General features: G+C 68.2%; 10 protein-coding genes and 1 pseudogene. 10 read left to right on the top strand and 1 reads right to left on the bottom strand.

Going from position 1 to position 12,858, the window contains the following annotated elements; genetic code table 11:
* Nucleotides 1–271 (top strand): annotated as a pseudogene (locus ACIRA7_RS03260) (ATP-dependent DNA helicase RecG); the annotation flags it as partial.
* Nucleotides 272–354: 83 nt separating this feature from the next.
* Nucleotides 355–1,656, top strand: a complete 1,302-nt coding sequence (gene asnS, locus ACIRA7_RS03265; RefSeq protein ID WP_396219376.1) for an asparagine--tRNA ligase — start codon at nt 355–357, stop codon at nt 1,654–1,656.
* On the opposite strand, the gene mazG is transcribed toward asnS, so the two are convergent.
* Nucleotides 1,648–2,409, bottom strand: a complete 762-nt coding sequence (mazG, locus tag ACIRA7_RS03270) for a nucleoside triphosphate pyrophosphohydrolase (protein ID WP_396219377.1) — start codon at nt 2,407–2,409, stop codon at nt 1,648–1,650. The two genes, asnS and mazG, sit on opposite strands and share 9 nt — an antisense overlap.
* 38 nt (nt 2,410–2,447) lie before the next feature.
* Between mazG and alr the strand changes: the two genes are divergently transcribed.
* From alr to fbp, 8 genes are all read left to right on the top strand, one after another.
* Nucleotides 2,448–3,587, top strand: coding sequence for an alanine racemase (alr, locus tag ACIRA7_RS03275; protein WP_396219378.1), 1,140 nt, complete (start codon nt 2,448–2,450; stop codon nt 3,585–3,587).
* On the top strand, nt 3,587–4,768 hold the full coding sequence (locus ACIRA7_RS03280; protein WP_396219379.1) for a phosphopentomutase: 1,182 nt from the start codon (nt 3,587–3,589) through the stop codon (nt 4,766–4,768). Before alr ends, ACIRA7_RS03280 begins: the two co-directional genes overlap by 1 nt.
* The gene (cdd, locus tag ACIRA7_RS03285; RefSeq protein ID WP_396219380.1) at nt 4,765–5,163 is read left to right on the top strand and encodes a cytidine deaminase; all 399 of its coding nucleotides are present in this window, start codon (nt 4,765–4,767) and stop codon (nt 5,161–5,163) included. Before ACIRA7_RS03280 ends, cdd begins: the two co-directional genes overlap by 4 nt.
* Nucleotides 5,156–6,451 (top strand): hypothetical protein, encoded by a 1,296-nt coding sequence (locus ACIRA7_RS03290; RefSeq protein WP_396219381.1) that lies wholly within the window; start codon nt 5,156–5,158, stop codon nt 6,449–6,451. Before cdd ends, ACIRA7_RS03290 begins: the two co-directional genes overlap by 8 nt.
* On the top strand, nt 6,448–7,614 hold the full coding sequence (locus ACIRA7_RS03295) for a hypothetical protein (RefSeq protein ID WP_396219382.1): 1,167 nt from the start codon (nt 6,448–6,450) through the stop codon (nt 7,612–7,614). Before ACIRA7_RS03290 ends, ACIRA7_RS03295 begins: the two co-directional genes overlap by 4 nt.
* 3 nt (nt 7,615–7,617) lie before the next feature.
* Complete coding sequence (miaB, locus tag ACIRA7_RS03300; protein ID WP_396219383.1) at nt 7,618–9,012, top strand: tRNA (N6-isopentenyl adenosine(37)-C2)-methylthiotransferase MiaB; 1,395 nt, start codon at nt 7,618–7,620, stop codon at nt 9,010–9,012.
* 91 nt (nt 9,013–9,103) lie between these two features.
* Nucleotides 9,104–11,575, top strand: a complete 2,472-nt coding sequence (locus ACIRA7_RS03305) for a DNA internalization-related competence protein ComEC/Rec2 (protein WP_396219385.1) — start codon at nt 9,104–9,106, stop codon at nt 11,573–11,575.
* Nucleotides 11,576–11,768: 193 nt separating this feature from the next.
* Nucleotides 11,769–12,848 (top strand): class 1 fructose-bisphosphatase, encoded by a 1,080-nt coding sequence (gene fbp / locus ACIRA7_RS03310; RefSeq protein WP_396219386.1) that lies wholly within the window; start codon nt 11,769–11,771, stop codon nt 12,846–12,848.
* Nucleotides 12,849–12,858: the final 10 nt, after the last annotated feature.

Consider the following 12,858-nt stretch of genomic DNA (forward strand, 5'->3'; position numbering starts at 1 on the left):
CTTGGCCGGTCCCGACGCCGGCTTCGAGATCGCCCGCGCCGATCTGCAGTTGCGCGGGATGGGAGACCTGTTCGGCGCCAAGCAACACGGACTGCCGGCGTTCCGGATCGCCGACCCGCTGCGTGACGAGGCGCTGAACGAAACGGCGCGCGTAGTGGCCGAGCGCGTGCTCCGCGAGGACCCGGAGCTCGTGACCCCGCCGTATCTGGGCCTTCGGCGACTGCTCACCGTGGGCTACTCCCGCGCGCTTGAGCTCTTTCGCGTGGGATGAGCGCGCGCCACGTCGTCCCGTGACTCTTGGAGCGTGAGTGCCTTTTGGTGTAGCTTGACCGCTCTCCTTCAACTCGCCGTCCGATGAACCAATCCAGCACCCGCATCGCCGACCTCAAGCACCACGCCGGCGCCGTCGTCACCGTTCGCGCGTGGGTCACCCACCTGCGCTCCAAGGGCAAGGTGGCCTTTGTCGTGGCCCGCGATGGCACGGGGATCCTGCAAGCGGTGCTGGTAAAGTCCGAGGTGCCCGAAGCCTCGTGGAATGCGTTCGCCGAACTGACCCAGGAAGCGTCGGTGGCGCTCACCGGGGAAGTCCGTGCCGACGCGCGCGCGCCGGGTGGCTTCGAGATGGGAGTGCAGACGCTCGAGGTGATCGGCACCAGTCCCAACGACTATCCGATCCAGCCCAAGGAGCACGGCATCGATTTTCTGCTCGACCACCGCGCCTTCTGGCTGCGTAGTCAGCGGCAGGTCGCCATCATGCGCGTGCGGCACGAGCTCGAACAGGCGGTGCACGACTTCTTCTACGCGCGTGATTTCATCCGCTGCGACACGCCCATTCTCACCGCCGCCATCGGCGAGCGGGCCGGCTTGTTCAGCACCGATTACTTCGACGAAGGCACAGCCTATCTCGCGCAGACGGGACAGCTGTACGGCGAAGCCCTCGCCGCCGCGATGGGGCGTATCTACACCTTCGGCCCTACTTTCCGCGCCGAAAAGTCGAAGACGCGTCGTCACCTCACCGAGTTCTGGATGATCGAACCGGAAATGGCGTGGTACGATCAGGACGACAACATGGATCTGCAGGAAGCGTTCGTGCGCTACCTGGTGGAGCGCGTGTTGGAACGTCGTCAGGAGGAGCTCAAGGTGCTCGAGCGCGACACGAGCAAACTCGATTGCGTGTCGCAGCCGTTCGTGCGTCTCGATTACGGCGACGCCGTGAAGCTGGCGCAGGGCAAGGGGAGCGACATCGTGTGGGGCGATGACCTGGGCGCCCCCGACGAAGCGCTCATCGTCGACGAGTATCAGCGCCCGGTGTTCGTGGTGAACTATCCGAAGGAAGCGAAGGCGTTCTACATGAAGGAGAACCCCCTCGATCCGCGCACCGTGCGCTGCGCCGACCTGCTCGCGCCCGAAGGGCGCGGTGAAATCATTGGCGGCTCACAGCGCGAAGACGACTACGACAAGATCCTTGCGCGGCTCACGCACGAAGGGCTCCCGGTTGAGGCGTACGGATGGTATCTCGACCTCCGCAAGTACGGCACGTTCACCCACTCGGGCTTCGGACTCGGCCTCGAGCGCACGATCGCCTGGATCTGCGGCATCGAGCACATTCGCGAAGTGATCCCGTTCCCGCGCATGATGGGAAGGCTCTCACCCTGAGCGCTCCGATCGCTTGACCGCGTCCCAGTACCGGTCCTGGTCTTCCAGCGAGAGCGCCGTCAGCTCCACGCCGTCCGCCGTCGCCAGCGCCTCCATGGCGGCGTAGCGCCGCACGAACTTCGCGTTGGTCCGGTCCAGTGCCAGCGCGCCGTGCACGCCGGTCTTGCGCGCCAGATTGACCACCGCAAACAACAGGTCGCCCAGCTCGGCCTCGAACTGGTCCTGATCGGCCACCGTGCCGTCGGGACTCACGTGGGCCGCCAGCTCCTCGATCTCCTCACGCACTTTCTCCAGCGGGCCGAGGGCGTTGGGCCAATCGAAGCCCACCCCGGCGGCGCGGTCCTGCAGCCGGTGGGCCCGGTGCAGGGAGGGCAGCCCCGCCGGGAGCCCCTCCTCCAACGTTGACCGCTTGGCCTTGGCCGCCTTCATCGACTCCCAGCTGCGCTTGATCCCGTCGCCGTACAGGTGCGGATGCCGCGCCTGCATCTTCGCCACCAGCGCGCCGGCGATGTCCTGCATCGTGAACGCGCCGCGCTCCTCGGCCACCACCGAGTGGAACAGGACCTGAAGGAACAGATCGCCCAGCTCGTCGCGCAGCGTCGCGTCGTTACCTTGGCCGATCGCCTCGTCGACCTCGTGCGCCTCCTCGATCAGATACGGGCGGAGCGAGCGGTGCGTCTGCACCCGGTCCCATTCGCAGCGTGCCCGCAGATCCCGCATCAGGGCCAGCGCGTCGTCCATCGTCCGTTGCATCGCTTCTCCGTACGTCGTTGGCTGCTTAGGATGTGCGAGTGACCGCGTCAATATATCCCGCCACCGATCGCGCCTGGCTCGACGTTGATCTCGAGGCGGTGCGCCATAACGTGCGCCAGCTGCGCACGCGTGCCGGCGTCCCGCTGATCGTCATGGTGAAGGCGAACGCCTACGGCGTTGGCGCAGTCCTGGTGAGCCGGGCGCTGGGCGTGCCCTTCGATCGCACGCCGGCGACCCCTGAGGCCCCGTGGGGGCTTGGCATCGCCTCCCTCGACGAGGCGGCCGAACTGCGCGAGGCTGGCTGTCGTGGGCGGATCGTCTGCCTCACGCCGCTGCTGGCGTCGGAACTGCCGCGGGCGCACACGCTCGGGGTGCGCCCGGCTCTGCATCGCGCGTCCGATATCCGCGCCTGGGCCAGCGCTGGGCCGGGGGGCGAGCTGCGCCCGTACCATCTGTCGATCGATACCGGCATGGCGCGCGCCGGGGTGCGCTGGGATCAGGTCGAGTCCCTGCGGGACGTCCTCCGCGCGCATCCGCCGGAGGGCGTGTTTACGCACTTCCACTCGGCCGACGAGGACATCGACTCCCGCGATGAGCAGGATGCGCGGTTCGTGGACGCCATGCTGGCCCTCGGCGACGCCCTCCCGGCGGCGGTGCTCCGGCACAGCGACAACAGCGCCGGCATCGCCAGTCGCGCGCGACTCTCCCCCGGTTCGCTGGCCCGTCCCGGCATCGCCGTGTATGGCGGCATGTTCAGTGCGCTGCTCGGGCTGCGACAGGTCGTGCACCTGCGGGCACGGGTGGTCGATATCCGCGACGTCACGCCCGGCGAGACGGTGAGCTACGGCGCCACCTGGACGGCGGCGCGGCCGTCCCGCATCGCCACGATTTCGGCGGGGTACGCCGATGGATACCGACGCCACCTGACCAATCGCGGCGAGGTCCTCCTCGGTGGAGTGCGGTGTCCCGTCGCAGGTCGGGTTACCATGGACATGATCATGGTCGACGTCACCGACGTTCCGTGCGCCGTCGGCGATGTGGCCACACTCATCGGCACCGATGGTGCGGCCACGGTGAGCACCGAGCAGGTGGCCGAGATGGCCGACCTGTCGCCGTACGAACTCCTGGTCGGACTCGCCCTGCGCGTGCCGGCCCGGCCCCTCTCATCGAGCCCCTGATGTCGGAAACCACGAGTCGCCGCGCGGTGCTGCTGGTGCTCGACGGCGTGGGATGCGGCGAGGCCCCCGACACGGCGGCCTACGGCGACACCGGGAGCAATACGATCGGCAATGTGGCGCGGGCGGTGGGCGGTCTCGATCTGCCGAACCTCGCCCGCCTCGGCCTCGGTCACGTGGCCCCGATCCAGGGCGTCGAGCCGGTAGCCCATCCCATCGGGGCGTGGGGAACGCTCATCCCTCGGTCGTCGGGCAAGGACTCCACCACGGGACACTGGGAGCTTGCCGGACTCCATCTGGCGCAGCCGTTCCCTACATATCCGCAGGGGTTCCCGCCGAGCGTCATCGCCGCGTTCGAGCGGGCGACTGGTCGCCCCGTGGTGGCAAACTGTGTCGCGAGCGGGACGGCGGTGATCGCCGATTTTGCCGAACAGGCCCGCGACGCCGGCGCGTGGATCGTGTATACATCGGCCGACTCCGTCTTCCAGATTGCGGCCCACGAGGCGTGGATCCCGCTTGAGGAGCTGTACCGCGCCTGCGAAATTGCCCGCGAGCAGCTCGTGGCGCCGCACGACGTGTCGCGGGTCATTGCCCGTCCGTTCGTGGGAACTCCAGGCGCGTGGCAGCGTACAGCCAATCGGCGCGACTACTCCCTCCAACCGCCCGGGGTCACGCTGCTCGACGCGCTCGGCGAGGCGGGAATTCCGCGGAGCGGGGTCGGGAAGGTGGACGATCTGTTTGCCGGTCGCGGCATCACGTCGCGGCACACCGTCGACAACGCCGAGGGGGTGTCCGCGATCCTCGACTGGCTGAATTCGGCGCCGCGTGGGTTCTGCTTCGCCAATCTGGTAGATTTCGACCAGTTGTTCGGACATCGAAACGATGTCCGCGGCTTTCAGGGGGCGCTCGAAGCGTTCGACCGCGCCCTGCCAAGCCTGTTGGCTGCACTTCGGGAGGACGACCTGCTCTTCATCACCGCCGACCACGGCAACGATCCCACCACGCCATCAACCGACCACGCGCGCGAGCGCGTGCCGCTGCTGGTGGTCGGCGCGCGCGTGCGCGGGGGGAATCTGGGTGAGCGGGAGACGTTCGCTGATCTTGGCGCGACGGTGGCCGACTGGTTCGGTCTGTCGTGGCGCGGCCGCGGTACATCATTTCTGCCCGGCCTGTTGCACGCATGAGTATCGCCCATCTGCGCTCCGCGGCCGACGCGGCGCGCGCCAATGCGTGGTGCCCGTATTCGCACTATCCCGTCGGCGCCGCGCTGGAAACGGACGACGGGCAGGTGTACGCGGGTTGCAACGTGGAGAACGCGTCGTATCCGGCCGGGACCTGTGCGGAGCGCGTTGCGCTCGGCGCGGCGATTGCCGCGGGGGCGCGTCGGTTTGTGCGCATCGTGATCACGTCGGCGGCGGCGGCACCGACGCCACCGTGCGGGATCTGTCGACAGGCGCTGGTGGAGTTCGCCCCAGCGCTTGAAATCTTCGCCGTGACGCCCGATGGGCTCACGGCGCGCTGGTCGCTGGCGGAACTGTTGCCTGCGCCATTCACGCCTGCTTCGCTCGAGAATGCCTGAGCGCGTCCGATTTACCTTCTGGCCGCGTCGTCGCGGCCCCCTTCTGCTCTGCGGACTCGTGCTCGCGGCCGTTTCGGCCGCCGCCTGCACCGAGTCGCTCGATGGGGGCGCTGCCTGCCCGTCGTTGTGTCCGGCGAAGGCGGAGTCCTTCCGCGACACCATTGTCGATGCGGTCGTCCTCGACAGCTCGCTCAGCGGCTTTCCCACGCTCGGGCTTGCGCCGTACATCCTGATCGCCAATCGCCCGGACACGGTCGTCACCAGCGCCGTTCTGCGGTTCGATGCGTTGCCGACGGTGTTCAGTCCGAACAAGGGGGCCACGGTCGATTCCATTACGGCCGTCGACTCGGTGTACCTGCGCTTCCCGCTCGACAGCACGGGACGCCGCGGCACCACCCCGGTCACGCTCGAAGTGTACGACGTCGATACCACGGCGTCCGATTCGGTCGCGTCGGTGGTGCGGTCGCTGTTCCGGCCGGATCGACGAATCGGTTCGTTGGTGGTGACGCCGTCCGCGCTCGGCGACTCGCTCCGGATTCCGTTCTCGCGAACGGTGATGGCCGCCAAGATTGCCGCGAAGGGGCGGCTGCGACTCGGGGTGCGCATGCGCGGCGGGTCCGGACAGCTGCGTGCGGTCGCCTTCGTGGCCGGCGCTGGCGCGCCCACGGTCGTGTTCGATCCAAGCACCGACACCACCTACGCCCCGCAGCAGATTTCGCCCAGCACGATCGTGCCTAACTCCACCGCCGACGTCGAACTGGCGTACGCGGTGTACATGCTCAGCGATCTCGCGTCACCGCCGCCCGGCGCCAATACGCTCCTCGTGGGCGGGTTCCCGGCGTATCGGTCGTATCTGCGCTTCAACGTGCCATCGCGCATTACGGATTCCAGCACCATCGTGCGCGCCGAGGTGTTGCTCACCCAGCAGGCGTCGAGTTTCGGAAATGCCGCGGATCCCGTCGGCCTCTTCGCCCTCGTTCCCACGACCACAAGTGTCGTGACGGACCTGCGTCGCATTCTCGATCTGGCGGCGGCCGGTTCGTTTGCCGGCGTCGACTCCACGCTGCTGGTGCCGTCGTCGGCCGGCGTGCGGGCGGTAAATGTGCTCGCCCTCGCCCGGACGTGGCGCACGTTGCCCACGAATGTCCCGCGGGCCATCGCCTTCAAGATCGGCCTCGAAGGCGCGCAACCGGCGGAACTGCGCTTTTTCTCCAGCGAAGCGCCGGTCACTCTGCGCCCACGCCTGCGAATCACTTATCTCCCGCGTTCGGAGTTCGTCCTCCCGTGATCCGCACTCGACTCCGACCTATCGTACCCCGCGCCGCACTCGCGCTGCTCGCCGCGGTGCTGGTGGCGCCGACGGCCGGCGCCCAGGCTTCTATCGGCATGCAGGGCTTCGGGTACCCCGTGGGCGGCGGCAGCGTGCGCACCAACGGCACCGGCGGCGCCTTCGCGGAATTCGACGCCCTCACGCCCACCAACCCGGCGGCGATCGGTGGCGTCAGCCGCACCGTCATCACGGCACAGACCGAGCCGGAACTCCGCACGCTCACCGTGAACGGCGTGAGCGAGAAGAGCACCTTGCAGCGTATTCCGCTCATCATGCTCATCTTGCCGGCGCGCCGCGGCGTGGCCATCAGCCTCAGTGCGACCAGTTTCCTCGATCGCACCTTCGCGACGACCACGATCGGGAGTGCGCGGATCGACGGGAGGAGCGTGCCCACCAACGATCAGACCCAGGTGCGGGGGGCCATCAATGATCTCCGCGCCGGTGCCGGCTGGCAGCTGTCGTCGCGCTTCCGCGTGGGCGTCGCGGGCCATCTGTATACAGGCGAGCACCGCGCTACCCGCGAGCGCACGTTCGCCGATACGCTCGCCTTCGGCAGTGTGCTCGACTCCTCCCGCGTCACCTACTTCGGCACCGCGCTGTCAGTCGGTGGCGAAGCAACGCTGGGCAAGGGGTTCACGGCCCTCGCTTCCTATCGTCGGGGGAACGAACTCAACGCGCGCATTCGCGACACGATCGTCTCGAAAGCCAGCGTGCCCACCCGCACCGGCATCGCGTTGCGCTACGACGGAATCGTCGGCTCGGTGTTCGCCGTCGGCATGGAGCAGATCGCCTGGTCCGCCATGACCTCGCTCGGATCGGCGACCACCATCGCCTCGGACGCCACGAACTGGCACGCCGGTGCGGAAGTCGCCGGTCCGAAGTTTCGCGGTTTGCCGCTGCTTGTTCGCGCCGGGTACGCCCGCAACGCACTGCCTTTTGGCATCGTGGGGCAGACCGCGCGGGAAAACCGTTTCTCGGCCGGACTCGGCGTACCGGTTGCCGGCGAAGATGCAACGCTCGACCTGTCGGTGCAGCGTGCCAGCCGCACGATGTCCGGCAGCGCGTTCAAGGAATCGGCGTGGCTCCTTGGCATCGGTATTCAGATCCGTCCGCGGAACTGACCCATGCGTGAGACGCCCGCGAGCCCGACGCCGGTGAAGGGGAACCCCATCAGCGCCCCGCGCCCCACCGTCTACATCGAGACCTACGGCTGCCAGATGAACGTGGCGGATTCAGAGCTCATGTACGGCAAGCTCGTGGCCAGCGGCTACGACGCGGTGGACGTGCCAGACGGTGCCGACGTGATTCTCGTGAACACCTGTGCGATTCGCGAGAACGCCGAGACGCGGGTGATCGGCCGGCTCGGCGAACTCAAGAAGTTTATGCGCGCCGGGAGTGTCATGGGCGTCACCGGCTGCATGGCGCAGCGACTTGGGCCCCGTGTGCTCGAGCAGGCGAAGCACGTCTCGATCGTCGTCGGCCCCGACGGCTATCGCGCGCTCCCCGAACTCCTCGACGGGGCGCGCCGCGGCGAGAAGTTCACCGCCACCGACTTCGATCTCGAAGAACACTACGAAGACGTCGTCGCCCGTCGCTTCGAAGGGGTGAAGGCGTGGATCCCGGTGCAGCGCGGTTGCGACTATCGCTGCACCTACTGCATTGTGCCGACCACGCGCGGTCCCGAACGGAGCCGCAAGCTCCACGAGGTCGTGCGCGAAGTGCATGAGGTGGTGAGTCAGGGGCTCACCGAAGTGGTGCTGCTGGGCCAGACGGTCAACTCGTACAACGACGGCACGCACGACTTCGCCGACTTGCTGCGCGCGGTCGGCGCGGTGGACGGCATCCGCCGCGTGCGCTACACGAGTCCGCACCCCAATGACTTCTCCGATCGCGTGATCGCGGCCATGGCGGAGGTGCCCACCGTGTGTGAGCACATCCATTTGCCGATGCAGAGTGGGTCCACGTCGATGCTCAAGAAAATGCTGCGGCGCTACTCGCGTGAGGACTATCTCGCCTGCGTAGAACGGATGCGCGCGGCGATTCCCGGGCTGGCGCTCACCACCGATATCATCGTCGGCTTTCCTAGTGAGACCGACGACGAGTTCGCTGACACGCTGTCGCTGTGTCAGGAAGTGCGCTTCGACGACGCGTTCATGTTCAAGTTCTCGCCGCGCGAAGGCACCCCGGCCACGCGCATGCCCGCCGAGTGGACGATCCCCGACGAGCTGGTGGCCACCCGGTTTGAGTTGCTGCTGAAAACGGTGCGCGGTATTTCGCGCGAGAACAACATGCGCCGCCTCGGCGACACGGTCGAAGTGCTCATCGAGAAAGTCGCTCGCGACGGCGAACTGCTGCAGGCGCGCTCGCGCGACTTCAAAACCATCATGGTACCCGCCGATGCCGGCTCGATCGGTGAGTACCTCACCGTCAAGCTCAGTGGTACCACCGGCGCCACGTTCATGGGTACGCCCATAGGCGGGCAGGCGGAGCGCCAGCCGCTGCCGATGATGGCCGGCTAGGCCCTCGCGGTTTCGTTGGGCGCGCGTTCCGGTGAACGCGCGCGCCGCATTCCGATGCGGCATACCCCACGGGTGAGCGACATCGTGTGTGATGCCGCTTCTCATTCATGCCGCCGGATGGTGGCTGACGGGCCTGTTCGTGGGGGCCCTGGTCGGCGATTCCGGCGCGCAGCCGCCGTGGATGGGGCCGGTGCTTGCGGCCCCACCCGGGGTGCTCGTACTCGCCGCGGGCAGTGTCCCGCTCGTGGTCATGTGGTCGCCTCGTCTGAGGTCGACCACGTGGCTGGCATTCAGTGCGATCGGGCTCGCCGGGGTGCTGGCGAGTGCGTCCGCGGCCGACCGGGCTCGGCTCTGCCGAACGGTCGCCGTCGCACGGTTGGCTCGAGATGAGCCCCTGTCGCTCGTGTTCGACGGGGCGATCACCGGGCGCGGCGCGGTCGAACAGCGTGCGCGCCGTCGCCGCAGCGGTACCACGGTGCCGACGCCGACCCCGCGCGGACGCGGACTCGTGCGCTTCTCACTGGGCACCGGTCGCTGCGCGGTCGCGGCATCGGTTCGGCTGCCTGCCGGGATGCCGCGCCCGCTTCGGGCGGGGGACATCGCGGCCGTGCAGGGCCGTGCGATGGTGACCGATCGCGGGATACGGCTCCTGGTTGATTCCGCGCAGGCACCGGTCGGCCGCGACTGGCTGCGCGCCGCCCGCGGCCGGGCGGGCGACACGATCGATCGGCTGTTCGGCGAGCGGGCACCGCTGGTACGCGCTCTGGTGATCGCCGATCAGGACGGGATCCTCCCATCGGTGCGCGACCGGTTCGCCGACGCGGGACTGGTCCACATGCTATCGGTGTCGGGGATGCATGTGGCGATCATCGCGTCGGCCCTACTCACGATCACGGCCGCCCTGCGACTCTCCGCGACCGTCGGGGCCAGTGCCTCGCTGACGCTCATTCTTGTCTACGTCGCCATGCTGGGAGCGCCGGCGCCCGCCGTGCGTAGCGCCGTCATGCTGCTCACGGTGATGCTCTCCACGGTCTGGCAGCGTCCGTTGCATGAATGGACGGCCCTCGCTCTGGGGGCCGTGATCCCCACGGTGCAGCCGTTGGTCGTACTCGATCTGGGCTGGCAGTTGAGCGTCAGCGGCATGGCCGCCTTGGTGGCCGCGCGAGCGATCCTGCGGCGCTGGCAGCCCTACGCCCTCTCGCTGCCGGTGTCGTCGCGCGACGGCCGCTCCGGGAGCTGGCGCGGGGCGCTGTACCGCACGCTGGTCCGTACGCAGCGCTGGCTCGTCACGCGAAGGGGCGTCGCGCGGTGGCTCGTGCGCGAAACCATCACGGGCGTGGTCGCCACCGTCGTCACCGCACCGCTCATCGCGTGGACCTTCGGCCGCGTGAGCCTGTTGGCGCCGGTCACGAACATCTTGGCGGGGCCCATCGTGGCGTTTCTGCAACCGGCGCTGTTTCTCGCGCTCCTGACCAGTCCGCTCGACGTCGTGGCGAACACGATTGCGGACGCCAGCGGTCCCCCCATGGCGCTGCTCGACTGGATTGCCGGCATCGCCGCGGCGATCCCGCTCGCCGTGGTGCACGTCGCGCCGACGTTGGCCACCGCAGTCGCCGCCGGACTCGCCTCACTGGCAATCGTTCGGGCCACGGCGGCGCGCCGCACCGGCCCATGGCTGCTGATCGCGGGGATGGCGTTGACGGCGGCGGTCTGGCTTCCGACGCTGCATGCGGGGCCGGGGGTGCTCGAACTCCACATGATCGACGTGGGACAGGGCGACGCCTTTGCGCTCAGAACGCCGCGTGGTCGGTGGGTACTCATCGACGCGGGGCCGTCGTGGGATGGCGGTGATGCCGGCCGCCGCGCCGTCGTGCCCTACGTGCAGCGCCGTGGGGGCGCCGTCGCGCTCATGGTCCTGTCGCACGCGCACGAGGATCATGTCGGCGGGGCGGCCAGCGTGATCGCCGCGCTCACGCCACGGCAATGGTGGGAGCCGGCATTCGTCACGTCGAGTACCGGCTACCGCCGCGCGCTGGTGGCGCTCCGCGAGAGCGGAAAACCGTGGCGCCGGGTGCACCCTGGTCAACGCTGGCAGCTCGACGGTGTCACCATCGACGTGCTCGCCCCCGACTCGAGCTGGACGGCGGCACAGCACGATGCGAACGAAACGTCCGTGGTGCTCCGCGTCTCGTACGGCCGCCGACGCTTCCTGTTCATGGGCGACGCCGAAGGGCAGGAAGAATCCTGGCTGTTGGAGCGGCTTCCGCCGGACGCGCTGCAGGCCGACGTGCTGAAGCTTGGTCATCACGGTAGCCGGACCAGCTCGTCGGCGGACTTCGTGCGCGCCGTCGACCCGCTCGTGGGGTTGGTGTCGGTTGGTGCCGGCAACCGCTATCGGCACCCGTCTCCGGAGGTACTCGCGCGTTTCGCGGGGTGGAACGTGCCGTTGCTCCGTTCCGACCTCGAAGGGTCGGTCGTCATCACCACGAACGGCCTCTGGCTCGACGCGGTGGCGCACGGCGACCGCTGGCGAATCGCCGAACGATCCGCCGCACGACGCTGATCGACCGTGCCGGCGCGCGTGTGGCTCTTGCCCGACGATCCCCACGTACGCCAGTTTGCACGATGGACGACGTGCGCTCCGCGTTCGCCGCCAGGGTACCAACCGTCCTTCCATGCGTCTCTCGCCGATCCGCCGGGTCGGGGTCAAACGCTGCTGCGCTCCTGCGCGCCCGTCTCCCCCCAGGAGTAGAACCGTGGTCAGGCATACTGCGACCTCCGTCGTCACGATCGAACGTTTCATCATCGAGCAGGAACGCATGTTCCCCGAGGCCACCGGCGAATTGTCCGGCATCCTCTACGACATGGCGCTCGCCGGCAAGATGATCGCGAACAAAGTGCGAAGTGCCGGACTCGCGGACATTCTCGGCGCGACCAGCGACGTGAACGTCCAGGGGGAGGTGCAGCAGAAGCTCGACGTGATTTCCAACGAAATCATCGTCAAGGCATTCGATCATGGTGGCCGGTTGTGTGCCATGGCGTCCGAAGAGGAGCCGGACATCATCCACATTCCCGAAGGCTTCCGCGCCGGCAAGTATGTGCTGCTGTTCGATCCCCTCGATGGATCGTCCAACATCGACGTCAACGTGCCCGTTGGCACCATCTTCTCGGTGTACCAGAAGATCACCCGCGGCGCACGCGGCGAGATGGAGGACATGCTCCAGCCGGGGCGCCGTCAGGTGGCCGCCGGCTACGTGATCTACGGCTCGAGCACGATGCTGGTGTACACCACGGGGCAGGGTGCCCACGGCTTTACGCTCGACCCGTCCATCGGCGAGTTCCTGCTGTCGCATCCCAACATTCAGATCCCGGCGCGGGCGCGGTATCTCTCCGTGAACGATGCCTACGAGCAGGATTGGCCGGAGCCCACGCGCGCGCTCATGCGTCGCTATCGCGGGTTGGACGGTCAGCGGGCGCCGTTGAACGTGCGCTACGTGGGATCGCTCGTGGCCGACTTCCATCGCAACCTCCTCGGCGGCGGCGTGTTCTGCTATCCCGCCAACGAGAAGTCGCCCAAGGGCAAGTTGCGGCTGCTGTACGAGGCGAATCCGTTGGCCTTTATCGCCGAGCAGGCGGGCGGCTTGGCCACGAACGGGTACGGCCGCATCCTCGATGTGCAGCCCACCGAGCTGCACGAGCGCACGCCGCTCTACCTTGGCAGCAAGGCGGAAGTGGAAACCGTGTCCGAGTTCCCGCTCCCGCAGTACGTCGCGCCCGGCATTCCTGAGCGGCGTGGCAGCCGACCCGCGACGCCGGCTCCGACGCCAGCGTCCTGATCGCTAGATT

The sequence above is a fragment of the Gemmatimonas sp. genome (genome assembly GCF_044376735.1).
Lineage (GTDB): Bacteria > Gemmatimonadota > Gemmatimonadetes > Gemmatimonadales > Gemmatimonadaceae > Gemmatimonas.

What these genes read in the sequence shown, in the direction of transcription:
- asnS (WP_396219376.1), top strand. Translation starts at nt 355, where the DNA reads ATGAACCAATCCAGCACCCGCATCGCCGACCTCAAGCACCACGCCGGC.
- mazG (WP_396219377.1), bottom strand. Translation starts at nt 2,409, where the DNA reads ATGCAACGGACGATGGACGACGCGCTGGCCCTGATGCGGGATCTGCGG.
- ACIRA7_RS03280 (WP_396219379.1), top strand. Translation starts at nt 3,587, where the DNA reads ATGTCGGAAACCACGAGTCGCCGCGCGGTGCTGCTGGTGCTCGACGGC.
- cdd (WP_396219380.1), top strand. Translation starts at nt 4,765, where the DNA reads ATGAGTATCGCCCATCTGCGCTCCGCGGCCGACGCGGCGCGCGCCAAT.
- ACIRA7_RS03290 (WP_396219381.1), top strand. Translation starts at nt 5,156, where the DNA reads ATGCCTGAGCGCGTCCGATTTACCTTCTGGCCGCGTCGTCGCGGCCCC.
- miaB (WP_396219383.1), top strand. Translation starts at nt 7,618, where the DNA reads ATGCGTGAGACGCCCGCGAGCCCGACGCCGGTGAAGGGGAACCCCATC.
- ACIRA7_RS03305 (WP_396219385.1), top strand. Translation starts at nt 9,104, where the DNA reads ATGCCGCTTCTCATTCATGCCGCCGGATGGTGGCTGACGGGCCTGTTC.